At 69.5% G+C, this 25,835-nt stretch carries 24 protein-coding genes and 1 tRNA gene; 12 read left to right on the top strand and 13 right to left on the bottom strand.

Going from position 1 to position 25,835, the window contains the following annotated elements; all coding sequences use genetic code 11:
* Window positions 1–17 precede the first annotated feature (17 nt).
* Window positions 18–1,232, bottom strand: coding sequence for an ROK family transcriptional regulator (locus FGL15_RS15190; protein ID WP_124768906.1), 1,215 nt, complete (start codon window positions 1,230–1,232; stop codon window positions 18–20).
* 116 nt (window positions 1,233–1,348) lie between these two features.
* Between FGL15_RS15190 and FGL15_RS15185 the strand changes: the two genes are divergently transcribed.
* A complete protein-coding gene (locus FGL15_RS15185) occupies window positions 1,349–2,551 on the top strand; it encodes a glycosyltransferase family 1 protein (protein WP_138946598.1) in 1,203 nt (400 codons plus the stop codon).
* On the opposite strand, the gene FGL15_RS15180 is transcribed toward FGL15_RS15185, so the two are convergent.
* Window positions 2,514–3,548: a Gfo/Idh/MocA family protein gene (locus FGL15_RS15180; protein ID WP_138946597.1), complete on the bottom strand. Its 1,035-nt coding sequence runs from the start codon at window positions 3,546–3,548 to the stop codon at window positions 2,514–2,516. The genes FGL15_RS15185 and FGL15_RS15180 overlap by 38 nt on opposite strands.
* Before the next feature lie 163 nt (window positions 3,549–3,711).
* On the opposite strand from FGL15_RS15180, the gene FGL15_RS15175 reads away from it, so the two are divergent.
* On the top strand, window positions 3,712–4,209 hold the full coding sequence (locus FGL15_RS15175) for a LysM peptidoglycan-binding domain-containing protein (RefSeq protein ID WP_168223414.1): 498 nt from the start codon (window positions 3,712–3,714) through the stop codon (window positions 4,207–4,209).
* Between the two features lie 19 nt (window positions 4,210–4,228).
* On the opposite strand, the gene FGL15_RS15170 is transcribed toward FGL15_RS15175, so the two are convergent.
* Window positions 4,229–5,653 carry a CitMHS family transporter gene (locus FGL15_RS15170; protein ID WP_124768902.1) on the bottom strand — a complete coding sequence of 475 codons (1,425 nt, stop codon included), beginning with the start codon at window positions 5,651–5,653 and terminating at the stop codon, window positions 4,229–4,231.
* A gap of 228 nt (window positions 5,654–5,881) precedes the next feature.
* Between FGL15_RS15170 and FGL15_RS15165 the strand changes: the two genes are divergently transcribed.
* Entirely contained in the window at window positions 5,882–7,621 is a 1,740-nt protein-coding gene (locus FGL15_RS15165; RefSeq protein WP_138946595.1) for an ATP-binding protein, read from the top strand.
* Complete coding sequence (locus FGL15_RS15160) at window positions 7,621–8,292, top strand: response regulator (RefSeq protein ID WP_138946594.1); 672 nt, start codon at window positions 7,621–7,623, stop codon at window positions 8,290–8,292. Before FGL15_RS15165 ends, FGL15_RS15160 begins: the two co-directional genes overlap by 1 nt.
* A gap of 216 nt (window positions 8,293–8,508) precedes the next feature.
* Here the strand turns inward: FGL15_RS15160 and FGL15_RS15155 are convergent, their stop codons facing one another.
* The 6 genes from FGL15_RS15155 to FGL15_RS15130 all read right to left on the bottom strand — a co-directional run bounded on the left by FGL15_RS15155 (window position 8,509) and on the right by FGL15_RS15130 (window position 13,409).
* Window positions 8,509–9,162: a ScbR family autoregulator-binding transcription factor gene (locus FGL15_RS15155; protein WP_079705384.1), complete on the bottom strand. Its 654-nt coding sequence runs from the start codon at window positions 9,160–9,162 to the stop codon at window positions 8,509–8,511.
* 182 nt (window positions 9,163–9,344) lie between these two features.
* Complete coding sequence (locus FGL15_RS15150) at window positions 9,345–10,187, bottom strand: LysR family transcriptional regulator (protein ID WP_138946593.1); 843 nt, start codon at window positions 10,185–10,187, stop codon at window positions 9,345–9,347.
* A 78-nt stretch (window positions 10,188–10,265) separates the two neighbouring features.
* Window positions 10,266–10,337: transfer RNA gene (locus FGL15_RS15145), tRNA-Arg, on the bottom strand.
* Window positions 10,338–10,362: 25 nt separating this feature from the next.
* Window positions 10,363–10,860, bottom strand: a complete 498-nt coding sequence (locus FGL15_RS15140) for an HNH endonuclease (RefSeq protein ID WP_079001921.1) — start codon at window positions 10,858–10,860, stop codon at window positions 10,363–10,365.
* A 428-nt stretch (window positions 10,861–11,288) separates the two neighbouring features.
* Complete coding sequence (locus tag FGL15_RS15135; RefSeq protein WP_138946592.1) at window positions 11,289–12,458, bottom strand: CHAP domain-containing protein; 1,170 nt, start codon at window positions 12,456–12,458, stop codon at window positions 11,289–11,291.
* 249 nt (window positions 12,459–12,707) lie between these two features.
* Window positions 12,708–13,409 carry a metal-dependent transcriptional regulator gene (locus tag FGL15_RS15130; RefSeq protein ID WP_079705381.1) on the bottom strand — a complete coding sequence of 234 codons (702 nt, stop codon included), beginning with the start codon at window positions 13,407–13,409 and terminating at the stop codon, window positions 12,708–12,710.
* A gap of 144 nt (window positions 13,410–13,553) precedes the next feature.
* On the opposite strand from FGL15_RS15130, the gene serC reads away from it, so the two are divergent.
* A complete protein-coding gene (serC, locus tag FGL15_RS15125; RefSeq protein WP_138946591.1) occupies window positions 13,554–14,666 on the top strand; it encodes a phosphoserine transaminase in 1,113 nt (370 codons plus the stop codon).
* Window positions 14,667–14,752: 86 nt separating this feature from the next.
* Here serC and FGL15_RS15120 read toward each other — a convergent pair whose 3' ends face one another.
* Window positions 14,753–15,445: a DUF3027 domain-containing protein gene (locus FGL15_RS15120; RefSeq protein ID WP_138946590.1), complete on the bottom strand. Its 693-nt coding sequence runs from the start codon at window positions 15,443–15,445 to the stop codon at window positions 14,753–14,755.
* On the bottom strand, window positions 15,438–15,821 hold the full coding sequence (locus FGL15_RS15115) for a cold-shock protein (RefSeq protein ID WP_079705376.1): 384 nt from the start codon (window positions 15,819–15,821) through the stop codon (window positions 15,438–15,440). Before FGL15_RS15115 ends, FGL15_RS15120 begins: the two co-directional genes overlap by 8 nt.
* Before the next feature lie 134 nt (window positions 15,822–15,955).
* Between FGL15_RS15115 and FGL15_RS15110 the strand changes: the two genes are divergently transcribed.
* The 7 genes from FGL15_RS15110 to FGL15_RS15070 all read left to right on the top strand — a co-directional run bounded on the left by FGL15_RS15110 (window position 15,956) and on the right by FGL15_RS15070 (window position 22,617).
* Entirely contained in the window at window positions 15,956–16,231 is a 276-nt protein-coding gene (locus tag FGL15_RS15110; RefSeq protein WP_124768896.1) for a multidrug ABC transporter ATPase, read from the top strand.
* Between the two features lie 5 nt (window positions 16,232–16,236).
* Window positions 16,237–18,072, top strand: a complete 1,836-nt coding sequence (locus FGL15_RS20400; RefSeq protein ID WP_168223413.1) for a helicase-associated domain-containing protein — start codon at window positions 16,237–16,239, stop codon at window positions 18,070–18,072.
* Between the two features lie 51 nt (window positions 18,073–18,123).
* On the top strand, window positions 18,124–19,767 hold the full coding sequence (locus tag FGL15_RS15090) for a DNA repair helicase XPB (protein ID WP_138946589.1): 1,644 nt from the start codon (window positions 18,124–18,126) through the stop codon (window positions 19,765–19,767).
* A 46-nt stretch (window positions 19,768–19,813) separates the two neighbouring features.
* The gene (locus FGL15_RS15085; RefSeq protein ID WP_056007716.1) at window positions 19,814–20,503 is read left to right on the top strand and encodes a response regulator transcription factor; all 690 of its coding nucleotides are present in this window, start codon (window positions 19,814–19,816) and stop codon (window positions 20,501–20,503) included.
* Window positions 20,504–20,513: 10 nt separating this feature from the next.
* Complete coding sequence (locus FGL15_RS15080; RefSeq protein ID WP_205858633.1) at window positions 20,514–21,758, top strand: HAMP domain-containing sensor histidine kinase; 1,245 nt, start codon at window positions 20,514–20,516, stop codon at window positions 21,756–21,758.
* Window positions 21,759–21,766: 8 nt separating this feature from the next.
* Window positions 21,767–22,174, top strand: coding sequence for an ATP-binding protein (locus FGL15_RS21565; protein WP_205858767.1), 408 nt, complete (start codon window positions 21,767–21,769; stop codon window positions 22,172–22,174).
* A gap of 152 nt (window positions 22,175–22,326) precedes the next feature.
* Complete coding sequence (locus tag FGL15_RS15070; protein WP_064296564.1) at window positions 22,327–22,617, top strand: WXG100 family type VII secretion target; 291 nt, start codon at window positions 22,327–22,329, stop codon at window positions 22,615–22,617.
* 66 nt (window positions 22,618–22,683) lie between these two features.
* Here the strand turns inward: FGL15_RS15070 and FGL15_RS15065 are convergent, their stop codons facing one another.
* Together FGL15_RS15065 and groL are read right to left on the bottom strand one after the other, a co-directional pair.
* Entirely contained in the window at window positions 22,684–23,862 is a 1,179-nt protein-coding gene (locus FGL15_RS15065; RefSeq protein WP_138946587.1) for a hypothetical protein, read from the bottom strand.
* A 178-nt stretch (window positions 23,863–24,040) separates the two neighbouring features.
* Window positions 24,041–25,660, bottom strand: coding sequence for a chaperonin GroEL (groL, locus tag FGL15_RS15060; RefSeq protein ID WP_064296567.1), 1,620 nt, complete (start codon window positions 25,658–25,660; stop codon window positions 24,041–24,043).
* Window positions 25,661–25,835: the final 175 nt, after the last annotated feature.

Below are 25,835 nucleotides of genomic sequence, written 5' to 3'. Positions count from 1 at the left end.
CGCGCGTCGTCCGAAGGTCAGGAGACGCCGAGGAGGCCGGAGAGCACCATCACCGCGGTGCCGCGCAGGACGATGTCGGCGCCCTGCTCGCTCATCCGGATCTGCACGCCGCCGTGGAACTCGGTCATCGTGCGCGCCCGCACGGTCTCGATCGCCGCATCGAGGAGCACGCCGGCGAGCAGTTCCTCCGGGCCGCTCACGACGATCTCCGACAGGTTCAGCGCACCGACGATCGCGGCGAGCGAGACACCGAGGCGCTCCCCCGCGGCGCGCAGGATCTCCTCACGACGCTGCTCGACCTCCGCGGCGGGAAGATCGCTCGCCTCGGCCGCCGCGAGGAGCTCACGCAGGTGCGGTACGGCCAGCCAGGCCTCGAGACACCCCCGCTTCCCGCAGGCGCACAGCGGCCCGCCGTCGGTGCCGACGACCACGTGGCCGATCTCACCGGCGGCGAACCGGCTCCCGAAGAGCGGATGGCCGCCCACGAGCAGCCCCGCCCCCACGCCGTTCCCGACGCTCACGAGCATGAGGTCGCCGTCCGCCCCGCCGAAGCTGTACTCCGCGAGCACCGCGGCATTGGCGTCGTTCGCGACGAGGACCGGCACCTGGGCGACCTGCTCGATCGCCCCCTGGAGGTCGACGTCGGTCCAGCCGAGGTTCGGGGCGCTGCGGACCGTGCCGGTCATGTCCACGACGCCGGGCGAACCGACCCCGATGCCCAGCACCTCGACCGTCGCCTCCTCGACGAGGTCTGCGGCGAGCGCGACGGCCTTCGCGATCGCGTCCGTCCCCGTGGCGCCGTCGAGCGGCACCTCGAGCATCGTCACGACCTCGCCGTCGAGGGTCAGCACAGCACCTCTGAACACCTCGGTGTCGGAGAGGTCGAGGCCGACGATCTGGAACTCGTCGCGGTTGATGTCGATGAGCGTGGCGGGCTTGCCCGGGCGAGAGGTCTCGCGGAGGCCGACCTCGACGATGAGGTTGTCCGCGATGAGGGAGGCGACGAGGTCGGAGATGCTCACCCGGGTCAGGCCGGTGGCGCGGGCGATGTCGGCCCGACTCATGGCACCGCTGGCGAAGAGGGTCTGGAGGACGAGTGCCCGGTTATGACCACGGGCGTGTTCCGGCAGGACCTTCGCGTTCGGCCGCAGCCGCCGCGCCGGAGTGTATGAGAAGGATTCGATCCGCTCCGACGCGATCCCGCCGCCGCTTCCGAATCCACCAGCACTCATGGGATAAGTAAAGCAGGCTGCGCCTTATCGTGCGGCACCGCGATGTCACCCGATGGTCACCGACACGTCGCCCGCCGGGCACCGCTGCGACCCGTACGACGCGGAGCATCAGGGGTGTGAGGATCGCAATCGTGACCGAGTCGTTCCTGCCGCAGATGAACGGCGTCACCCACTCCCTGCTCCGCATCATGGAGCACTTCGCGGACCGAGGGGACGAGGTGCTCGTCATCGCCCCCGGCGCAGGAGCCTCGACGCCGCGGCTCCACGAGGGCTTCCGGGTGGACGGCGTGCCGTCGATCCCGCTCCCCCGCTACCGGAACGTGCGGGTCGCCGCCGGCGGGGTCGGCCGGATCACGGAGCTCCTCCGCGGCTTCCGTCCCGACGTGGTGCACCTGGCCTCGCCGTTCGTCCTCGGCTGGCGCGGTGTCCAGGCCGCCGAGCGCCTGGGCGTCCCGACCGTCGCCGTGTACCAGACCGACATCCCTGCCTACGCCGGACGGTACGGGTTCCCGGTCGCCGAAGCGTTGCTGTGGCAGCACGTCGAGCGCCTGCACGGCCGGTCGACGCTCACGCTCGCGCCGTCACGGCAGTCGATCGCGCAGCTGGAGGCGCACGCCATCCCGCGGGTCCGCCTGTGGGTGCGCGGCGTCGACGCCGTCCGGTTCTCCCCGGAGCGGCGCAGCGAGGCCTGGCGTCGGTCCGTCGCTCCCGGCGGCGAACGGATCGTGGGCTACGTCGGTCGACTCGCGGCCGAGAAGCAGGTCGAGGACCTCGCGGTGCTCGGTGGGCTCCCGGGCGTCAAGCTCGTCATCGTCGGCGAGGGGCCGCTGCGCGCCTCGCTCGAACAGCGACTCCCGAACGCGGTCTTCACCGGATTCCTCGGCGGCGATGAGCTGGCGGTCGCGATGGCGGGACTGGACGTGTTCGTCCACCCCGGCGAGTCGGAGACCTTCTGCCAGACCATCCAGGAGGCGATGGCCTCTGGCGTACCCGTCGTCGCGACCGGTCGAGGTGGACCGGTGGACCTCGTCGACTCCAGCCGCACCGGGTGGCTCTACGAACCCGGCAGGCTCGAACAGCTGCGCGGGTTCGTCCAGGACCTCGTGGGTGACGAGGTGAAGCGGGCGGCGTTCGGTGCCGCAGCTCGGGCAGGCGTCCTGCCGCGCAGCTGGAAGAGCGTCAGCAGCGCCCTGATCGGGCACTACAGCGACGCCATCGAGTTGCACGAGGGCGCTCGGGCCCGGCGGAGCGGTCTCGACCCGCGTGTTCAGGTGCCTCGGGTCACTCGCCCGGGTACCGGACGCCGATCTGGCGCCTGACCTCGTCGAGGGTCTCCATGATCGCGACCGTCTCGGCGAGCGGCATGATGTCGCCGGAGAGCCGGCCCTCGGAGGCGAGCCGTTCGAGTTCCCACGCCTGGAAGTGCATCCCACGGCCGTCCACTTCGGAGCGGTAGGTCTCCACGACCTCGCCGTCGGTGCCGAACACCTGGAAGGTCGTCGCCGTGTACCAGACGCGGTCGAACTCGATCCAGCCGTCGGTCCCCACGATGGCCGCGCGGTTCGGGCCGACGGTGTTGCTCGCCGACAGGGTGTTCGCCACCTGGCCGTCCGCGTAGCCGAAGAGGGTCGCGACCTGCATGTCCGCCCCCGTGTCGCGGAGCGCGGCCGTGGCCTGGATCGTCGTCGGGGTCCCGAAGACGGACGACGCGAAGGAGACCGGGTACACGCCGAGGTCGAGCAGTGCGCCGCCGCCCAGCTCGAGGTTGTTCATGCGGTGCTCCGGGTCGTCCGAGAGCAGCTGGGTGTGATCGGCGACGAGGCTGCGCGGCTGTCCGATGACACCGTCGGCGAGCAACTCGCGGAGCCGGACCATGTGCGGGAGGAACCGGGTCCACATCGCCTCGAGGACGACCAGGCCGCGCTCCGCGGCGAGCGCCACGACCGCCTGCGCCTCGGCGGCGTTGAGGGTGAACGGCTTCTCGATGAGGACGTGCTTCCCGGCGTCGAGCGCCAGCACCGCCTGCTCGGCGTGGAACGGGTGCGGGGTCGCGATGTAGATCACGTCGACCTCGGGGTCGGCGGCGAGCGCCTCGTACCCCACGTGGACGTTCGGGATGTCGAACTCGGCGGCGAACGCGGCAGCGGTCTCGGCGGACCGCGAGGCGACGGCGCGGACGTCGAAGCCGTGCCGTCGGAGGTCGGCGGTGAAGCTCTTCGCGACGCCGGCGGGGCCGAGGATGCCCCATCGCAAGCCGGTGGACGGGCCTGCCGCTGGGGTTCCCGTTCCGGTCTGGTCGATGTCGTGCTCCGTCATGGCTCTCCTTCGATGCGCGTTCCAGCAGCCTACTGGAGGGCCTCTGGCGCTCGGGATTTCGGGGCTAGCCCTGCTCGGGCTCGCGGCGCCTCGCCGTAGGCTGAGGGTTCGACCGAGCCCCGCCGACCGCGCTGAGGGCCCGGTCCATCCTGGGGGATGCGTTGTGGGGCCGAAGGAATCGACCGGACGTCGTCGTGCGCTGTCGCACGCCCGGAACCTCGCGATCGGCGTCGTCGGTCTCCTCGCCCTGAGCGGCTGCGTCTCGGAGCCGGCCCCGCCTCCGGTGACGGTCGTCGTCACCCAGCAGCCCGACCCGTCACCCTCGGTCGCTCCGGTCCCCACCTCGACCGCGCGCGACGCCTTGCCGCCTGAACCGGCGCCGATCGTGCCGAACGCGCCGGCGGAACCGGCGGAACCCCTTCCGGAGGGCCCCGCGTTCGACCTCGGGCCGCGGGACGGCGCGCTCGGCCCGGTCGTCACGGATGCCGATGGCAACCCGCTCACCTACACGGTGGTCGCCGGCGACGTGTTCTTCGACATCGCGCAGCGCTTCGACCTGCCGCAGCAGCAGCTGCTCCGCATGAACCCGTCGATCCCCGGCCTCGGACTCGACATCTACATCGGCGACATCGTCAACCTCGACTGGACGACCACGCGTTGAGCCTCGGCGCCCGCCGGTGTCAGCCGAACGGGATGGTGCCGACGAGCACGCCGACGACGAGCATCACGAGCGAGACGATCGCGGCGCGCCACAGGACCTTCTTGTGGTGGTCGCCGAGGTTCACGCTGGCGAGCGAGACGAGCAGGAGGATGGCCGGCACGAGCGGGCTCTGCAGGTGGACCGGCTGACCGGTGATCGACGCACGCGCCATCTCGACCGGTTCGATGCCGAAGGTCGAGGCGCTCTCGGCCAGCACCGGCAGGATGCCGAAGTAGAACGCGTCGTTGCTCATGAAGAACGTCATCGGGATGCTGAGCACCCCGGTGATGACCGCGAGGAACGGACCGAGCTCCGTCGGGATGATGTCGACGATCCAGTCGGCCATGGCGGTGACCATGCCGGTCCCGTTGAGGACGCCGATGAGCACACCGGCCGCGAGCACCATCGAGACGACGCCGACGATGCTCGGGGCGTGGGCGACGATCTCCTTGGACTGCTGCGCGAGCCGCGGGAAGTTCACCAGGAGGGCGATGGCGGTTCCGACCATGAACACGTAGGGCAACGGCACGAGGTCGAGCACGAGCAGCGTCATGACCGCGACCGTGAGCACGAGGTTGACCCAGATGAGTCGCGGGCGCAGGGTGTCGCGCTCGGGGTCGAGCATCGTGTCGGCCATGGCCGTGTCGTCGGGGCGGACGAGGGTCGCGAGGCGCCCACGGGCACTGGTCGAGAAGGTCGTCGACATGCCGCCGGTGAGCGGGTGGTCCGCGGGCCCGGAACCCGAACCCGGTGCGGCGACGCCGGAGGCACCGTCGCCGAGGAGGTCGACGCCCGCGAGGCGCTTGCGCTCCCCCAGCCCGAGGAACCAGGCGAAGGCGAACACGAGGACGAGGCCGGCGGCGAGCGACGGCAGCATCGGGACGAAGATCTCGGTGGGCGAGACGCCCAGGGCCGAGGCGGCGCGGACGGTCGGCCCACCCCACGGGACGATGTTGAGCGTGCCGTTCGCGAGCCCGGCGACGCAGGTGAGGACGACCGGGTTCATGCCGAGCCGCAGATAGATCGGCAGCATCGCGGCGGTCGTCACGATGAAGGTCGTCGACCCGTCGCCGTCGAGTGACACCGCGCCCGCCAGGAGGGCCGTACCGACGACGATCTTCGCCGGGTCGTTGCCCAGCGCACGGACGATGAACCGGACGAGCGGGTCGAAGAGCCCCACGTCGATCATGATCCCGAAGTACATGATCGCGAACATCAACAGGGCGGCGGTCGGAGCGAGGCTGCCGATCGCCTCGATGACCATGTCGCCGAGCCCGAGTCCGGCACCGGCGAACAGCCCGAAGACCGTGGGGACGATGATGAGCGCCACCATCGGGGTGAGGCGCTTCGTCATGATCAGCACCATGAAGGTGAGGATCATCGCGAATCCGAGAATGACCAGCATGTCGACTCCTTCGTCTGCGTGCACCGCGGTGTGCACGACGGGACGCCACGCGGCGACACGGGCGATGGACCGAGCGCGGCGGGCGTTCCCGGAACCGTACGGGAGTGGCACGGAGCTGTCTCGCTTGTGGGCGTTCGGCTCGGATCTGCGGGTTACACCACCTTCTGCGCATTCTGCTCATCACGCGGTCGACGCCGCCCATCGCCCCGGCGACGTACGATCGGAGCCATGATCGGCGAGGAAGCGGAGCTGCCAGGTCGGCGACGGGGCGGTCGCTCCAGCTTCGCGGCGCAGGTGCTCGTGCTGCAGCTGGTCGTCGTCATCGCGGTCGTCGCCGTGTGCACGGGCGTGTTCGCCTGGATGAGCAGCGAGCGCCTCGTGCACGAAGCCCAGTCCACCGCCCTCGCGATCGCCCAGAGCGTCGCGAGCGATCCCGACGTCCGGACCGCCGTGACGCTCGAGGCACGTACCCCGGGGACGCCGACGGCGGCCGACCTCCGGACCGGTCCCCTGCAGGGACTCGGCCAGGAGGTCGGCACACGGACCGGGGCGCTCTTCGTGGTCATCACCGACGAGCGCGGTATCCGTCTGGCGCACCCCGATCCCGACCAGCTCGGGCTCCGGGTGAGCACCAGTGCGGAGGCGGCCCTGGCCGGGACGGAGTCGGTCTCGTGGGAGACCGGCACCCTCGGGCCGTCCGCCCGCGCCAAGGTGCCCGTCTTCGCGGCCGAATCGTCCGACACCGGTGGGGCCGTGGTCTCGTCCGGCGCCGGCGAGGTCGTCGGCGAGATCAGCGTCGGGTTCGCTCCACAGCGCGTGTTCGCCGACGTCGTGGGAGAGACCATGCTGGTCGCGGGCGCAGCGCTGCTCGCGCTGACGATCGGCCTGATCGCCTCGATGCTCATCCGGCGGCGACTGCGGCGGCTGACCCTCGGCCTCGGACCCGAGGAACTCGCCGCGCTCGTGCAGAACCAGGCCGCGGTCCTCGGCGGGGTCGGCGAAGGCGTCCTCGGTGTCTCGCCGGACGGCGTCGTGACGGTGTGCACCGATCAGGCGGCCAGGCTCCTCGACATCGGGTCGGTCGTCGGGCGCCGGTTCGACGACCTCGACCTGCCCGAGCGACTGGTGGACCTCGTCGCGGACGACTCCGCGACCCCGACCTCGGCCCAGCTCGTCGTCGGGTCCCGCGTCCTCTTCGTCGACGTCCGGCCCGTGTCCCGGGACGGCGTCGACCTCGGGCGGGTGGTCGTCGTCCGCGACCGCACCGACGTCGAGGCGCTCACCCGTCGGCTCGACGCGGTCGCGACGATGACGACCGCCCTCCGCGCGCAGCGGCACGAGTTCGCGAACCGGTTGCACGCGATCTCCGGCCTCCTCGAGACCGGGCAGGACGCCGAGGCCCGCGAGTATCTCGCCAACGTGCTCGACCATGGACCGCTGAAGTACCCCGTTCAACACGCGGACCGCCTCACCGAGCCCTACCTCCAGGCCTTCCTCGGCGCGAAGGGGGTCGAAGCCGCGGAACGCGGGGTGCTGGTCACCATCGGCTCCGAGACCCTCGTCACCGGCTCCCTGTGCGATCCTGAGGACGTGACCACCGTCCTCGGCAACCTGCTCGACAATGCGGTGAACGCGGCCGTCGCGGGCCGGGCCCGACCGGCCTGGGTGGAGGTCGAGGTCCTCGACCACGGCACCGAGCTGCACTGCTCCGTGATGGACTCAGGTGACGGCGTCGCGGCGACCGGCCAGGACGACGCTCCACCCGCTGCCCCGACCATCGTCCACGGCGACCCGGACGACGTCCACGGCCACGGGTTCGGTCTGCCCCTCTCACGCGACATCGCCCGTCGTCGAGGCGGGGACGTCTGGTTGGCCTCCCCCGGCGTCCGTGGCGAACACGGAGCGGTCTTCTGTGCGCGGCTCCCCGGGACGGTCGAGCCGGCGCCGTCCATGGCGGGAGACGGATGATGGCGGCCGACCTCTCCGTGCTGGTCGTCGACGACGACTTCCACGTCGCCCGCCTGCACTGCCGGATCGTCGACGAGGTCGACGGATTCCGCGCGCTCAATCCTGCCGGGTCGGCAGCCGAGGCCGCACGGAGCATCGCCGCCGAGCCACCCGACCTCGTGCTCCTCGACGGCTACCTTCCCGATCGGAACGGGCTCGAGCTCCTCGTGGACCTCCCGATCGACACCATCGTCGTCTCCGCAGCGTCGGACGGTGCGTCCGTGCGCAGAGCGCTTCGTGCGGGAGCCCTCGGCTACCTGGTGAAACCGTTCCCGCCACAGGTACTCCAGGACCGGCTCGCCGCCTACGCCCGGTTCCGGAACGTCCTCGGCGAGGCGGTGAACGCCGACCAGGAGACGATCGAGCGCGCCCTGCGCATCCTGCACTCCGGCGACGCCGGGTCGACGACCCGGTCGAGGTCCGCGACGGAGACGGCCGTCCTCGAAGCGGTGACGGAGGCGGACGGCGAGCGCTCGGCCGCCGAGGTGGCCGAGCTGGTCGGCGTCTCACGCGCGACGGCGCAACGGTACCTCTCCGCGCTGGCAGCACGAGGTCTCCTGACGACGCAGCTGCGGTATGGGACCACCGGGCGTCCAGAGCATCGATACGCGCCGCCAGCCATCGGCCGCTGAGACGTCCACACGCCGTCGGCTGGGCGATCCCCCCACGACATCGCCCAGCCCGGCACGTGAACCAACTCTTCGCCGATGGAACGCGGAATGCCCCCGCACACCGTGATCCATCCGTCGTCGCACGACGATCAGCAAAGTGAGTTAATCACCCGATTCAGTTTAGGGTGACCTCACGGCGCATGCGTCAGGGCTACCCCCTAACGTGCACCCGACCGCTCAGGCGTCCTGCGCGTCGAAGGCGGCGTCGAGCACGGCGAGCACCTCGGCCTGGCGATCCGCGACGATGACCGCCGCGATGAGGATCCGCCACATGGTGTCGACCGCGTTGAGGAGGTCCGTCCGGCCGGCCAGCAGGTTCGAGATGAGCTGCGTCCCGGTGAAGAACGCGACGAAGGACCTCGCCAGTTCCGCCGGCTCGAGCGGAGACTGCAATTCACCGAGCTCGATCGAGGCCTGCACCCGCTCCTCGACGCTCGCGATCCACTGCTCGTGGAACGCGGTCGTCGGCGCCTGGATGACACCCTGCTCGAGGGACAGCCGCAGGCCGGCACGCGTGATGGGGTCGGTGAGCAGCTGCTCGGTGATGAGGCGGGAGGCCTGGACCAGCCCGCCGAACGGCGAGGGTGCGGTGGTCGGCGCGGTCAGCGCGGCGATCGAGCGCGTGCTCTGCTCGTTGATGACGGCGATCGCCAGTTCCTCTTTCGAGGGGAAGTAGAAGTAGAGCGAACCCTGCGTCGTCCCCGCCTCGCGGGCGATGTCCGACAGGCTCGCCTGTCCGTAGCCGACCCGGTCGAACATGCGGGCGGCACCTTCGACGACGGTCTGGCGTCGTTCATGACCTCGTTGCTGCTGTGGTCGTCGTTCGGGCATGTGCGTTTCCTGCTTCTGTCATCCCCCGATTCAGGGATAAGCGTACCCACTCCGAGCTGAGAAGACGGTGTCGAACGCGGCAGAAATTCGGAACAAGTCGACCGACTTGATCGGGAGAAGATCCCGGTCGGGTCGCAAAAGGGCGCATCGAGGGTGTCATCACCGATCGAGACCGAGCGGACTCACTCGCGTCGGGTGACCAGGGCGAACCGCTCGCGGAGCTCAGGTGCGTCGGCGAACGGCCGCCAGCACAGGCCGTCGCCCTCCCGCATCGCGGCCACCGGACGGAGGGCGACGAGTCGCTCACCGAAGCGCAGGGCGTCGAGGAACAGGGTGTCGTTCCCGGCATCGATGGTCAGCGAGCGCGGGTACCAGCCGCGCGCGGCGAGCGCGCCGGCCAGCCAGGCCGAGTACGCCGGGTCCTTGCCGGGCTCGGGACGGAGCAGCTCCTGGTCGGCGAGATCGGACCACTCGATGACGTCCTTCCCCGACAGCGGGTGCGCCGCGCGCATGACGACGCCGAGCGGCAGCGCAGCGATCTCCTCGGCGGCGAGCTCGGCCGGCAGCTCGATCGGGAGACGCACGATGGTGGCGTCGAGACGACCCGTGGTGACGAGGTGCAGCTGCTCGACCGGTTCGATCGCGACGGCGACCGCGGGGACGTCGATGCGGCGACCGGCTTCGGAGACGACCGCGTCCCACGTCGTCGGCGGACGGCCGACCCTGATGTGCCGAGCCGGTGACGCGGGATCCATGTCGGCGACGACGTCGATGAAGGTGCGGACCTTCAACAGGAAACGCTGCCCCTCACGCGTCGGGCGGTACTCCTCCCCCAGGACGCTGAACAGCTCGACCCCGAGCGCGGCCTCAAGCCGCCGCAGCTGCTGCGCGAGACTCGGCTGCGCGACCCCGAGCAGGTTCGCAGCGGCACCGAGCGTCCGAGCATCCGCGACGACCACGGCCGACCGCAGCTGACGAAGGGTGATGGCGTCGCGTTCGAGTTGGCGGTGGAGGTCGTGCGTCATGCTTCGAGCCTACGGCGTGCTCGCAGCCCTACCCGACATGCGAAGCCATGCTCGCCCGGACAGCCGAACCTCCGGCAGTGCCCCTGGAGGGACTCGAACCCCCAACCCTTTCCTTAGGACGGAACTGCTCTTCCATTGAGCTACAGAGGCTGACCCGTCGAGTTTAGCCGGTCGCTCAGGCGGCAGGCGCCAGGTACTGCTCCCAGTCGGGCTCCGAGCGCTCGACGCCCCGCACCATCCACTGCGAGCCGTGCGGCGTCCCCGGTGAGACCCGAAGGCTCCAGTTCATCTCCATCGGCGTGCGGTCGCCCTTCACGTTGTTGCAGCGCAGGCAGCAGGCCACGAGGTTCTCCCAGCTGTCCACACCCCCGCGCGAGCGCGGTTGCACGTGGTCGATCGTCGTCGCCGCCTTCCCGCAGTAGGCGCAGCGGTGGCCGTCACGGCGCAGCACCCCGCGGCGGGTCACGGGCACCCGGCGGGCGTTCGGGATCCGGACGTATCTGGTGAGCAGGATGACCGACGGCCGATCGAACGATCCACTCGTCGCCACCACGGGATGCGAGGAGTCGATCTCGACGACGGTCGCCTTGTGATGCATCACGAGCACGAGGGCCCGCTTGAACGAGACGATCGCGAGCGGCTCGTAGCCCGCGTTCAACACCAGTGTGCGCATGCACGTTCCCTTCCGAAGGGCCACGACGGCTGCCGCGACCGGTCGACGATCACCACCTGCAGCGTCCCTGACGCGCCGGATCGAGTCGTTTCCGGGGAACAAAAAAGGGCACTGTCATGACGACAGCACCCTCTTGACCCACGGCGGAGCCGCGGCACGCTTGGCTGGAATGCCGCAGCACGTAGAGGCCGCGACCATTCGCGACCACGTGGCGACGTATAGCGTGCATCAGCTCCTGAACCTCTCCGAGTTGCAGAGCACCAGATTAACCCACACCGACCGGATTTCCGCACGTTGCAGGAGAATTCCCCTCCGCGCCACCTCGGCTTCGGACGACGGACACCGCCTGGTCGCGAACGGTCACCGCGCATCGACGACGAATCGCGTCCCTCCGATGGAGGGACGCGATTCAGGTCGAGCGGGTCGGATCAGCCGACGCCCGGCGGGTAGAGGTAGAGCGCCACAGCACTCGCGGCGATGGTGCGCGTGTTGTAGCTGTGACGCGCGGATCCCCAGTTGTACTCCTCCAGGGTGACCGTCCCGTCGGCGTTGACCGACTGTACGTAGGCCACGTGGTTGTAGTTGAACCAGGCGACGGAGCCGGCGATGGCGTTCGTCCCCTTGTTGTACTGCCACGAGTCGGCCCAGCCATAAGCACTGCTCGGCGGCAGGCCGTTGCCCCAGGTGAAGGCCCAGTTCCCGCTCGGCGTGCCCGCGTCGCGGTTGAGTCGCCAGGCGACGAAGTCCACGCACTCACGGTAGTAGTAGCGCAGTGGCGAGAGCCCGCCGCCCTCGTCGTCGGTCGCCTGGTCGAACCAGGGGTAGTCGTCGCCCGCCTGGCGTGCGCCGACGGTGATCGAGTAGGTGGCGTTGCTGGCCGCTGCAGCGGCGTCGAGCTGCCGCTGGCGCTCGGCGAGCTCGTCCGGCGTCGTCGCGCTGTAGAGGTCGCGCGAGATCGGGGCGTCGGCGACCTTGTCGGAAGCGACGACGCTCTGGGCACCTGAGGTCTTCAGCTGCTCCGAGGCGGAGGTCCCGTACTCGGTCTGCGCGCTGCTGCTCGCCGCGTACGCGGGGAGGGCGACGGTGGCGACCAGGGCCGGCACGAGGAAGGCCATGGTGGCGACGCCACGGACGGAGCCGGGTCGGGCTCCGGACGGCTTCGGCTTGCGTACGGCGACCGTCGACGCGGTCGGCTTGATGGGGGCCTTACTGCGGGCGACGCGGTCCGCACCGGTGCGGAGCGGGGCGACGGTCGCGAACGAGGCGTCGGTGGCGGATGTCACGGTGAAGGACTGCGGGACCGTCGGCTCCGGCGCGGCGGGCTTCGTCAGCGGCCGCTCGTCCAGACGGACCTCACCGGTCGTGACGGCGGCGTCGGCCTCCTCGACCACGGCATCGTCGAGGACGATCTCGGGGTGCTCGACGGGTGCGTCCGGTGCGACGTCGGCGACGAGCGCGTCGTCGGTTGCCGACTGGGACGGGGTGGTCGCCTCCGCCTGCTTCGCGGCCTGCTCCTGGATTCGGAGCTGCTTCCGGGTGAGGGGGACGTTCGGGGTCGTCTCGGCCTGGTCGGGGCCGCTCTCGCCAGCTGCAGTCAAGTGGATTCCTCCGGCACCCCGCATGAGCGACGACGATCGCGGTGTGGCGATCGGCATGGCACAGCCCCATCCGACGATTGATGTCGGTTCGTGTGGCCGAGGGACGGGCTAGGGGGTGCCTCGGTCGTCTTCCTGGGGCCAGATCATGGCCTTCAGGACGAGTGACAGCCTACGGGTTACCCCTCAGAAAGTCACGTTTCGATCACGGGAAAACGGGCACATGAGGGAATCCTCATACGCGTCTCATGCTCACGCGGCAGGGGTCTCCACGAAGATGTGCGTCGCGAGCTCGTTGGGCAGCTCGAGGCCGCCCTCGACACCGTCGATGGTGACGAGCACGTAGCCGCCCGCTGCCGCGAAGGTTCCCGAGCGACCCGGCATGACGCCGGCCTGCTTCAGCTGCAGGAGGAGTTCGGGGTCGACCTGCGCCGGTTCGCCGAGACGTCGGACCGTCGCCGTGACCGGCTCGGAGCGTCCTTCGACGAGGCCGACGATGTTGATGACGCCCTGCGAGAAGGCGACGGCAGGGCTGTCGCCGAACTCGTCGAGTCCGGGGATCGGGGTGCCGTACGGCGACTCGGTGGGGTGGTTGAGCATGTCGAGCAGCTTGCGCTCGACCTGCTCGCTCATGACGTGCTCCCAGCGACAAGCTTCCTCGTGGACGAACTCCCATTCCAGGCCGATGACGTCACTCAGGAGGCGCTCCGCCAAGCGGTGCTTCCGCATGACGTGGACAGCCTTCCGTCGGCCCGGTTCGGTCAGCTCGAGGTGTCGGTCGCCCGACACGACGACGAGTCCGTCGCGCTCCATCCGACCGACCGTCTGCGAGACCGTCGGTCCGGAGTGCCCGAGGCGCTCGGAGATCCGCGCACGAAGCGGGATGATGTTCTCCTCCTCGAGCTCCAGAATGGTGCGGAGATACATCTCTGTGGTGTCAATCAAATCGGTCATCGACGCCCTCCCTGCCCGATTGCACGTTCCCGGTAAGCCTAGTGCTCGGCGGCGACGTTCCCGCGCCAAGCCACTCCGCCCCGCGTGGACGCATCCGGGCACCGTGGCACGACGCCACAAGGCCCCCGCCTCTAGAATCGCCGTATGCCGGAGATCACGATTCCCACGTCCCTTCTGCCCGCCGATGGTCGATTCGGCTGCGGCCCCTCCAAGATCCGACCTGAGCAGATCGCAGCGCTCTCCGAGGCCGGCCTGTCCCTTCTCGGCACCTCCCACCGTCAGGCTCCCGTCAAGCAGCTCGTCGGCCGCGTGCGCGCCGGCCTGGCCGAGTTGTTCCGTGCCCCCGAGGGCTACGAGATCATCGTCGGCAACGGCGGCTCGACCGCGTTCTGGGACGCGGCCGCCTTCGGCCTCATCGAGCAGCGCAGCCAGAACCTCGTCTTCGGCGAGTTCGGCGGCAAGTTCGCCAAGGCGGCGGGTGCCCCATGGCTCACCGCTCCGGACGTCCGTGAGGTGCCGGGTGGTTCCCGCATCGATCCCGAGGTGGTCGAGGGCGTCGACGTGTACGCCTGGCCGCACAACGAGACCTCGACCGGCGTCATGGCCCCGGTGCGACGCGTCTCCGGCGACGCCGGCGCCCTCACGGTGATCGACGCGACGAGCGCCGCCGGTGGTGTGGACTTCGACGCGAGCCAGGCGGACGTCTACTACTTCGCACCGCAGAAGAACTTCGCATCCGACGGCGGCCTGTGGTTCGCGCTCTGCTCCCCCGCGGCGATCGAGCGCATCGAACGGGTCGCGGCGAGCGGCCGCTACATCCCGGAGTTCCTGAGCCTGAAGAACGCGGTCGACAACTCCCGACTCGAGCAGACGCTCAACACGCCCGCGTTGTCGACGCTCGTGCTCCTCGAGGAGCAGATCTCATGGATCAACGGCAACGGCGGCCTCGCCTGGGCATCGGCACGGACGGCCGAGTCCTCCGGTGCCCTGTACGAGTGGGCCGAGCGCACCTCCTACACGACGCCGTTCGTGACGAACCCCGACCACCGCTCGCAGGTCGTCGTCACGATCGACTTCGACGACGCCATCGACGCCGCGCTGGTCGCGAAGACCCTCCGGGCGAACGGCATCGTCGACACCGAGCCCTACCGCAAGCTCGGCCGCAATCAGCTGCGCGTCGCGACCTTCACAGCGATCGACCCCGCAGACGTCCGTCAGCTCATCGCGAGCATCGAACACGTCGTCGGGGCGCTCTGATCCGTCTCACCCGCTGAACGCCGGACGGGCGGTCGAACCCTCTCGAGGTTCGGCCGCCCGTTCGCCTGTCTCGTGGTGCGCGAGTGCTACTCGTCCTCGAACCGGTCGTCGTCCTCGTCGGAGTCCTCGTCATCCGAGTCATCGTCGTCGGAATCGTCGTCGTCCGAGTCATCGTCGTCGGAATCGTCCGACGCCGCCTCGACGTCGTCCTCGTCGTACTCGAGTTCGATGCCGTCGCGGTCGCGGTCGCGCGGATCCCCGGACAGCGCGACGTCGTCGTCGTCGAACTCGTCGGTGTCATCCGCGTCGTCGAGCGCGTCGTCAGCCGCAGCCGCTGCCGCTGCCTCCTGCGCGGCACGGTAGTCCGCGAGGCGTTCCGACCACGGCACCCACTGCGGAGCCAGCAATGCGCCATCGCCGGGCATCAGCTCCGTCTCGAGCACGTTGGGCGCGGCGTCGTCGGCGGTCCGCGAGAGCGTCACCGTCCAGAACCATCCGGGGTAGCCCGCCATCGTGTTCGCGAACAGCAGCGACACGACGTGATCATCGACCACGACGTGCCCGGCCGGCTCACCGACCGTGCTCGCGGGCGTGATCTCCTGCAGCGCTTCGCGCGCGAGCTCCACGGCCGCGATCAGGGTCTCGTCCGGCACGGGTGCCGGGGTCGACTCGCCATCGGTGCCCTCGTCCGAGCGATGCTCGTCCGACTCGGCTCGTGTGTCCGTGTCGGCCGTGGCGTCGCGATCCTCGACGGGCGTCTCCTGATCGGCGTCAGGCATCCAGCTCGTCCGCGACCTTGCGCAGCACAGCAGCGATCTTCGTGCTGTGACTGCTGTTCGGATACTTGCCGCGGCGCAGGTCGCCACCGATACCGTCGAGGAGCTTCACGAGGTCCTCGACGATGATCGCCATGTCGTCGGCCGGCTTGCGCTTCAGCTTGACGAGGCTGGGCGGAGCCTCGAGGACGCGCACGGACAGCGCCTGGGCGCCGCGCTTGCCGTCGGCGATGCCGAACTCGAGCCGCGTCCCCGGCTTCACGCCGGCCGTGCCCGCGGGCAGTGCGGAAGCGTGCAGGAAGACCTCCTGGCCGTCATCGGAGCTGATGAAGCCGAAGCCCTTCTCCTCGTCGTAGAACTTGACCTTGCCGGTGGGCATGGGAACCTCGCTGTGTGTCGTGCGCAGAAATGCAGCGCCGTGCGGTGATCGCGCAGGAAGCGCGATCGAGAGGACCATCGGTCCTCGGCCCCAGCCTATTCGGTGCAGCAGCCGCGTGCCTCTATCCTGGGAGCGTGACTGATGAGCAGACGCCGAGCATCTCGCGGCCCGAACGGATCCTGGCCTACATGGTCGTGACGATCGTCGCCGTGTCGATCGCCGCGTTCGTCGCGGTGATGGTCGGCACCGCCACCGGCCTCGAGCAGGGCGACTTCGCCGTCGGCGTCTGGCCGGTCGTGACGATCCTGCCGCTCGTCGGACTCCCGATCGCCTTCCTGATGCTGATCACGCTCATCATCGTGGGTGCCGTACGACGGTCCCGCGAGTCCCGCGGTCAGTCGCCGCGCTGACGACCATGGGCGAGGCCTTCGCGATCGCGCGCCGCCTCCGGGAGCTCCCGGACGACGCGCTCCGCAGGCTGACGCCCGACCGCAGGGCCTCCTCAGCCCGCATCGCAGATTTCTTCGACTTCGCCGAGGCCCTGTTGGACGATGCGAGCGTCGCCCGCCGGATGGCACTGCTCGACCGGGACACCCTCGCCGTGCTCGCCGCCGCGCTGGACGGGACGGAGCGCCAGTCGCTTGCGACCACGCTCGGACGGGACGAGTCGGAGGTGGATGCCGCCCTGGAGCGGCTGGAGCGCGACATCCTCGTGCTCGACGACGGGGCCGGTCCGATCAGACCGGTGAGCGCGGTGGTCGCGGTGTTCGAGGAGTGGGCGGCGAGCGGGAAGCCCGGCCGTGCCGAACTCCAGCTTCCGGCTGAGGCGCCGACGTCCCGCGCGACCCGGCCCTCGCCCGACACGGACGCCCTCGCGAGCGAGCGTGCGGCCGGCGCGGTCGGCATCGTCGGCGAGAGCCTCCATGAACTCGACCGCGAGCCCGCACGCCTGCTCGGCCGTGGAGCCCCGTCCATGCCGGACCTCAAACGGCTCGCAGCCGCGGCGGCGAGCACGCCCGACCAGATCGAGCTCGCCCTGTCCGTGGCGTCGGCTGCCGGGCTCACGGACGCGATCGGCTCCGCCATCCGCCTGAGCGAGGTCGGCGAGGCCTGGCTGGCGTCGGCCACCGCGGAACGCTGGCTCCGTCTCGCGACAGCCTGGCGCGATGCGATCCCGGCCACGGTCCGCGATCACGTCCTGACGGCGTACCGGCGCGGTTCCGCCGACCTGGTCGAGGAGCTCAGCTGGTGGTACCCGTTGGCGGAGGATGCCGTCGTGGCACCGACGCGGGCGGTCGACGCCGTCGCCGAGCTGCTCGGGATCACCGTGGACGGCGCGACCAGCGGGTTCGGACGACTCCTCGTCGACGGCCACGCGGCCGACGCCGCCTCGGCCCTGGCGTCGATGCTCCCCGCCGAGGTGTCGCAGGTCGTCCTCCAGGACGACCTGACCGTCATCGCGCTCGGTCCCCCGACGGCGGAACTCGACGTCCGACTCCGGGCCCTCGCGGAGCCGGAGGGGCGCGCCCAGGCGTCGAGGTACCGCATCACGACCGCGAGCGTCACCCGCGCCCTCGCCGACGGAGACACGGCAGAGGACCTGCTCGCCTACCTCCAGTCAATCTCCCTGACCGGCGTCCCCCAACCCCTGCGGTACCTCGTATCCGAGGCCGCATCCCGGTTCGGCCTCGTCCGCGTCGGGACGATCCGCGCGTCAGCCGACGCCTCGGCCGATCCTGGACGCAGCAGCTACATCCGCTCCGACGACGCCGGCCTGATCGCGGCGATCTCGGTCGACCAGAGCCTCGTGGCGCTCGGTCTCCGTCCGAGCGACGAGCACCGGCTCACCAGCCGGATCGAGGCGGCGACGGTCTACTGGGCCCTCCACGACGCGCGCTACCCGGTGGTCGCGGAGGACGACGACGGCGCCCCGCTCCGGATCCGTCGGCAGCCGGTCATGCGCACCGGCCTCTCCGCTCCGGCCGCCTCGACGGAACCGGATCTCGTGTCGCGGCTCCGCGCCGACGACCGCGGGGACACGAGCAGCGCATGGTTGGCCAAGCAGCTGGAGATCGCCGTCCGCGACCACACGCCGGTCACCGTGCAGCTGCAGCACGGCGAGCGCCGATCCACGTTCACGATCGAGCCGGTGAGCCTCGCCGGCGGTCGCCTGCGCGGTCTGGACCGGTCGGCCGACGTCGAACGCACCCTGCCGCTCGCGATGATCACCGAGGTCCGGATCGCCGGCTGAGCGCTCGCTCAGGGGGGTTGCGCACCGGATCCGCCGGTAGACTCGACCGTTATGTCTGATGGACCACTGATCGTCCAAAGCGACCGCACCGTGCTGCTCGAGGTCGCCCACCCGCTCGCCGAGGACGCCCGCCACGATCTCTCGGTGTTCGCCGAGCTCGAGCGCGCGCCGGAGCACATCCACACCTACCGGATCACCCGTCTCGGACTCTGGAACGCGCGGGCCGCCGGGCACGATGCCGACCAGATGATCGAGACGCTGGAGCGGTACTCGAAGTTCTCCATCCCCGCGTCCGTGACGATCGACATGCGCGAGACCGTCAACCGCTACGGCCGGCTCGTGATCGAACGCTCCGAGGAGGGCGAGCTCGTCCTCCGCTCCACTGACCTCCCGATCCTGACCGAGGTGGCCGGCGCCAAGCGGATCGCGCCCCTCCTCATCGGGCACCCGACGCCGGACACCTTCCTCGTCGAGCCGTGGGCACGCGGCGCGCTCAAGCAGGAACTCGTGAAGCTGGGCTGGCCCGCCGAGGACCTCGCCGGGTACACCGCCGGCACGCCGCATCAGATCGACCTGGTCGAGGACGGCTGGCACCTCCGCGACTATCAGCAGCAGGCGGTCGACAACTTCTTCTCCGGCGGTTCCGGCGTCGTGGTGCTCCCCTGTGGTGCGGGCAAGACCCTGGTCGGCGCCGGGGCGATGGCGACGGCCTCCACGAACACCCTGATCCTCGTCACGAACACGGTGTCGGCACGGCAGTGGCGCGACGAGCTGTTGAAGCGCACCTCCCTGACCGCCGAGGAGATCGGCGAGTACTCGGGGCAGGTGAAGGAGGTCAAGCCGGTCACGATCGCGACCTACCAGATCCTCACCGCCAAGCGGAAGGGCGAGTACGCCCACCTGGCGCTGCTCGACGCCATGGACTGGGGCCTCGTGGTCTACGACGAGGTACACCTGCTCCCGGCCCCCGTCTTCAAGCTCACCGCCGAGCTGCAGGCGCGGCGTCGCCTCGGCCTGACGGCGACGCTCATCCGGGAGGACGGCCGCGAGGGCGACGTCTTCTCGCTCATCGGCCCGAAGCGGTTCGACGCCCCGTGGAAGGAGATCGAGGCGCAGGGCTTCATCTCCCCCGCCGCGTGCTTCGAGGTGCGCGTCGACCTGCCCCAGGCCGACCGACTCACCTACGCCGCATCCGCCGACGACGAGCGGTACCGCCTCGCGGCGACCGCCCCGGCGAAGCTCGACGTCGTCCGGCAGCTCGTCGAACGGCACCGTGGCGAGCAGATCCTCGTCATCGGGCAGTACCTCGATCAGATCGAGGAGCTGGCAGAGACGCTGGGTGCCCCGCAGTTGACGGGCGCAACGCCGGTCGACGAGCGCGAACGGCTCTATCAGGCCTTCCGCGACGGCACCGAGCAGGTGCTCGTCGTCTCGAAGGTCGCGAACTTCTCGGTCGACCTGCCCGAAGCGACCGTCGCCATCCAGGTGTCGGGATCGTTCGGTTCACGACAGGAGGAGGCGCAGCGTCTCGGCCGCCTGTTGCGCCCGAAGTCCACGGGACTCACCGCGAGCTTCTACACGCTGGTGTCGCGCGACACGGTCGATCAGGAGTTCGCGCAGAACCGCCAACGCTTCCTCGCCGAACAGGGCTACAGCTACACGATCCTCGACGCCCACGCCCTGCAGCACGCGTGAAACAGGCTCTCAGAAAAGTCTCAAGAAACGTGCAGATAATGGTGTCATGACCGGACCCCGCATCCTCATCGTCGACGACGAACCGAACATCCGCGACCTCCTCACCACGAGCCTGCGATTCGCCGGCTTCGCCGTCCGTGCCGTGGGCAACGGCGCAGCCGCCATCTCAGCGGTCCTCGAGGAGGAGCCCGACCTCATCATCCTCGACGTGATGCTGCCGGACATGAACGGCTTCGGCGTCACCAAGCGTCTGCGCAGCGCCGGCTACACGGCGCCCATCCTCTTCCTCACCGCGAAGGACGACACCGAGGACAAGATCACGGGCCTCACGGTCGGCGGCGACGACTACGTCACCAAGCCGTTCAGCCTCGATGAGATCGTGGCACGCATCAAGGCCATCCTTCGCCGGACCATGCAGGCCGACGAGGATGCGGTGATCCGCACCGGCGAGCTGACGATGGACCAGGACACCCACGAGGTCCTCGTCGGCGACACCCCGATCGACCTCAGCCCGACCGAGTTCAAGCTCCTCCGCTACCTCATGCTCAACCCGAACCGTGTCCTGTCGAAGGCCCAGATCCTCGACCACGTCTGGGAGTACGACTTCAACGGCGACGCCGGCATCGTCGAGAGCTACATCTCCTACCTGCGCAGGAAGCTCGACCAGTTCTCCAGCGAGCCGCTCATCCAGACCAAGCGCGGATTCGGCTACATGCTCAAGGCCGGAAAGGCGTAGCCCCCACCCGATGGCCGATTCCCTGTCCACCTGGTGGAGCAGCGTCTCACTCCGGACGAAGATCACCGGGGTGACGGTGCTCGTCCTCGCCTTCGGCCTGCTCGTCGCGGGCATGGGGACGACCCCGCTCCTCAAAGAGGTCCTCACCCAGCAGGCGAACGACAGTCTGGTCACTGCCGCCAAGGGCAAGATCGTCGGTGAGATCTCCGAGGACGGACAACTCCAGCTCGACGCCCCCTCGACGCTGTTCGTCGCCGTGTACGACACGAACGGCGAACTCCGCGCCTCGTCCGGGTGGGACGACAGCGTCGCTCCCGAACACCCGGCGCACCTCAGCGCGAACGACGTCGCCGCGAGCGGGACCCAGATCTACACGACCACCAACGCGAGTGGCACGATCGTGTACCACGCGGTCTCCGTCCCGGTCACCCTCGACGGGTTCCGCACGGGAGCGGCATGGGTCGCCATCTCGATGCAGGGCACCGACAACACCATCGCGACCTACCTCACGATCTTCTTCGTCCTCGGCGTGCTCATCATCGTGGTCGGAGCACTCCTCACCCGGTGGCTGGTGACCGGCACGTTCGAACCGCTCCGCCAGGTGGAACGGACGGCCGCCGCATTCGCCGATGGTGACTTCAGCCAGCGACTCGCCGGCTCGACACCGAACACCGAGGTGGGGCGACTCAGCCGATCACTCAACACGATGCTGGCTCGCATCGACCGCGCGTACTCGGATCGCGGGAAGACCATCGAGCAGATGCGGAACTTCGTCGGGGATGCGAGCCACGAGCTCCGCACCCCGCTCGTCTCCGTGCGCGGCTACGCCGAGCTCTACCGGATGGGTGCCCTCCAGACGCCGCAGGACGTGGCACAGGCCATGGAGCGCATCGAGAAGGAGGCCATCCGCATGGGTGCGCTCGTCGAGGACCTCCTCCAGCTCGCGCGCCTCGATGAGACGCGACCACTGAACGTCGCCCCCGTCGACCTGCTCCCGATCGCGCGCGACGCCGCGCTCGACACCACCGCCCAGGCCCCGGGCGCACGGTACAGGTGGTCCGCGACGAACGCATGGCGCGAGCCGTCGACGACGATGCCTCCGAGACGACGGGCGGGTCCCCGGCCGCTGTCGACGCACCAGCCCAGACGGGCTCCACCGGGCCGATCTTCGGCGCGACGTTCAACCGCTTCCGGCGTCGGCCGAAGCCGTCCGGCGACGCCACGCCTGACACGAAGCCCATCGCCGAACCACTGACGCTGGCCGTGCCGCCGATCGTCCTGGGCGAGGAGAACAAGATCCGGCAGGTCGTCACGAACCTCATCGGAAACGCCCTGCGCTTCACGCCCGCCGACAGCCCGATCGAGCTCGCGGTGGGCACGGACGCCCGGGCCGGAACGGCCAGCATCGCCATCGTCGACCACGGCGAGGGTATCCCGCCGCAGATCCGCGAGAAGATCTTCCAGCGCTTCTGGCGCGCCGACAGTTCGCGAACTCGCGAGACGGGCGGCAGCGGCCTGGGACTGGCGATCGTCGCGTCCATCGTCGCGGCGCACGGCGGCACGGTCGACGTGACCGAGACCCCCGGCGGCGGCGCGACGTTCCGCGTCATCCTGCCGCTCGCCCCGTCGGCGGCCACAAGCCCCATCGTCATCGCGGGCCCTCCGGCCTGACCCGGCGGCGGACTGCTCGACCCTCCTCCACAGGCTGCGGCCTCCACCGGACTGCGCGTCCGGGGTCTCCCTCATCGGTTCCGGCCGTCGGTGAGCGCCTACCGTCTCGGTAGCGGCGATGACAGGCATCGCCCGGACGAACGGAGTTCCCGATGGCCACTTTCCAGGTCGACAGCGACGCGGTCGAGCGCGCCTCCACGGCGGCACGCGTCACGATCGAGCAGATCCAGAACGAGGTCGCCCGCCTGCACACGCAGCTGGCGGCACTCGACGGCCAATGGACCGGCGCGGCGGCGGCGGCATTCCACGGTGTCGTCGAGCGCTGGAGAGGCACCCAGCGCCAGGTCGAGGAGAACCTCGGCGAGATCAGCCGAGCACTCGCCGTCGCCGGCACACAGTATGCCGAGATCGAGCGGGCGAACGCGAGTATGTTCAGCGGCTGATCCGTGCGCGGGAGGTCCCGCCACCTGGCATCCCGGTGGCGGGACCTCCCGCGCGGGGTGCGAGGATCAGGGACGAGCGGCGATACCGGCGGCGGCGAGTGCTGCGTAGGCGAGAGCCTGCTGACGCAGCTCGTCGACGTCGTAGGTTTCGTCGAGGGAACTCACATTGTTCGCCTCGACTTCCAACCAGTGCCCGGCGACCGCCATCTGCACGCTGCACGTGGACCACGGGCTCGTCTTGCACTCGATAAAGGCGTCCCGGACTCCGAGCCCGTCGATCGTCAGGAACTCGATGTCCGCTCCCGCGCTCATGCGGGTCTCGACCAGCTGCTCGTACGCCCAGCGTCCGCCCGGGAGCGCTTGCAGGATGCCTCGCGACGAGTCACTGTCGGGGAGGGAGAAGATGCAGTCCGGCGCTCCGAAGTCGTCGGCGGCGACGCCTCGGTTCCACAGTCGCTTCTTCGGTGCAGAGTTGTAGGTGAGCTCCTGGCCGAAGGCCTCACTCATCGCCGCCGCAGGCACGAACGCCTCGCACTCCGTCGGCAGCGCGTTCGCCCCCGGTGTCGTCCCGCCCCAGGCGTACCGTGGCGCCGTCCCGACCGGTTCGAGCGCCGAGCGGATCGCCTCGATGAAGGGTGTGACCGCGGCGACGGCGTCCTCGTCCGACGCTGCGGCGTCGTCGGCCGGGCCGTACATGATCAGGTCGACCCAGCTGTCACCGACCAGGAAGTTGATGCTGCAGACGCCGGGCACAGCTCCGTTCTGGGTGAAGCAGGACAGCTTCGTGGAGTCCGGCCACGGCCCTGAGTCGCCGTTCGCCCAGCGCTCGTAGTAGAAGTCCCAGTCGGCGTGCGACCCGGGCAGGATGGTCAGCTCGGCCCACCGTTCCGTGCCGACCGGCGTCCCACCCTCCGCCAGGTCTCTCGGCTCACCATTGCTCCACGTGCAATGCATGCCCCCGAGCGAGGTCGCCGCCCACAGCGTCGGGTTCGCACTGGACGAGTCGGCGAAGGCGGGCTCCAGGGCCGCTGTGGGGGCGAGCGCCGTCGCCACCACGTCCTGGGGGACGAGGTTCTCGCACCCGAATCCGTAGGAGCTCACCGGCGCAGTGGGTTTCGCCGTCGCCGAGGGCTTCGGCGACGACGACACCGTCGGTGATGCGGTCGGAACCGCTTCGCTCGGCGCGCACGCGCTCAGCCCCAGAATCAATACGGCGGCGATCGCCGCTCCCCCGATACGTCTCATAGCTCGATCATAGAAACTGGCACGCGCGTCGATATGCCGTTCCGATCACGTCTCTACAACGACTGTCGGACCCATGCGGAAACAGGCATACAGTCGAGGGTCCTCCCCGATGCGTCTGGTGGAAACGACGCAGGGCGCCTCCCGAAGGAGACGCCCTGCGCAGGTGTTGCTGTCGGACTTAGAAGTCCATGCCTCCGGTCGGGTCGCCGGCCGGAGCCGGGTTCTTCTCCGGCTTGTCGGCGACGACGGCCTCGGTGGTGAGGAACAGACCGGCGATCGACGCTGCGTTGAGCAGCGCGGAGCGCGTGACCTTCACCGGGTCGTTGATGCCGGCAGCAAGCATGTCGACGTACTCACCGGTCGCGGCGTTGAGGCCGTGTCCGACGGGCAGGTTGCGGACCTTGTCGGCGACGACGCCAGGCTCGAGGCCCGCGTTGAGCGCGATCTGCTTGAGCGGAGCGTCGATGGCGACCTTGACGATGTTCGCACCGGTCGCCTCGTCGCCGACGAGCTCGAGCTTCTCGAACGCGGTCTTGCCGGCCTGGATCAGGGCGACGCCACCACCGGCGACGATGCCCTCTTCGACGGCAGCCTTCGCGTTGCGAACAGCGTCCTCGATGCGGTGCTTGCGCTCCTTGAGCTCGACCTCGGTCGCTGCACCGGCCTTGATGACCGCCACACCGCCCGCGAGCTTGGCGAGACGCTCCTGGAGCTTCTCGCGGTCGTAGTCGCTGTCGGTGTTGTCGATCTCCTTGCGGATCTGCGAGACACGACCGGCGATGGCGTCGGCGTCGCCGGCACCCTCGACGATGGTGGTCTCATCCTTGGTGATGACGACCTTGCGTGCACGGCCGAGCAGGTCGAGGGTGACGGTCTCGAGCTTGAGGCCGACCTCCTCGGAGATGACCTGGCCACCGGTGAGGATGGCGATGTCCTGCAGCTGAGCCTTGCGGCGGTCCCCGAAGCCCGGAGCCTTGACGGCGACGGACTTGAAGATGCCACGGATCTTGTTGACGACGAGCGTCGCGAGAGCTTCGCCGTCGACGTCCTCAGCGATGATGAGGAGCTGCTTGCCCGACTGGATGACCTGGTCGACGATCGGCAGGAGGTCCTTGATCGCGGAGATCTTCTGGTTGGCGATGAGGATGTAAGGGTCCTCGAACACCGCTTCCTGGCGGTCGGGGTCGGTCACGAAGTACTGCGACAGGTAGCCCTTGTCGAAGCGCATGCCCTCGGTGAGCTCGAGCTCGGTGCCGAAGGTGTTCGACTCCTCGACGGTGACGACACCCTCCTTGCCGACCTTGTCGATCGCCTCGGCGATGATCTCGCCGATGGTGGTGTCGCCGGCGGAGATGGAAGCGGTCGCAGCGATCTCCTCCTTGGTCTCCACCTCCTTGGCGTTGGCGATGAGCTCGACCGTGACGGCCTCGACGGCCTTCTCGATGCCGCGCTTGAGGCTGATGGGGTCGGCGCCTGCGGCGACGTTGCGGAGGCCCTCGCGAACGAGCGCCTGTGCCAGCACGGTCGCCGTGGTGGTGCCGTCGCCGGCGACGTCGTCGGTCTTCTTGGCGACCTCCTTGACGAGCTCCGCGCCGATCTTCTCGTACGGGTCGTCGAGTTCGATCTCCTTGGCGATGGACACGCCGTCGTTGGTGATCGTGGGGGCGCCCCACTTCTTCTCGAGGACAACGTTGCGACCGCGCGGCCCAAGGGTGACCTTGACCGTGTCAGCAAGAATGTTCAGTCCACGCTCGAGGCCGCGACGGGCCTCCTCGTCGAAAGCAATGATCTTAGCCATGTGTGTTTTTCGTCCCTCCCGGACGTCATGAACGTTGTTAGCACTCAATGAGTACGAGTGCTAAGTCGATTCTGGCACTCAGGGGGTGGGAGTGCAAGTGAGCACCGGAGCCCTGAGCGAACTCCCGGGAACAGCCCCGGAACGACGAACGACGCCGCCCACCGAAGTGGACGGC

It is taken from the genome of Plantibacter sp. M259 (assembly GCF_006065115.1).
Classification (GTDB): Bacteria; Actinomycetota; Actinomycetes; order Actinomycetales; family Microbacteriaceae; genus Plantibacter; species Plantibacter auratus.
The sequence above is the reverse complement of the archived record's forward strand: the minus strand, read 5'-3'. Positions and strand labels throughout refer to the sequence as shown.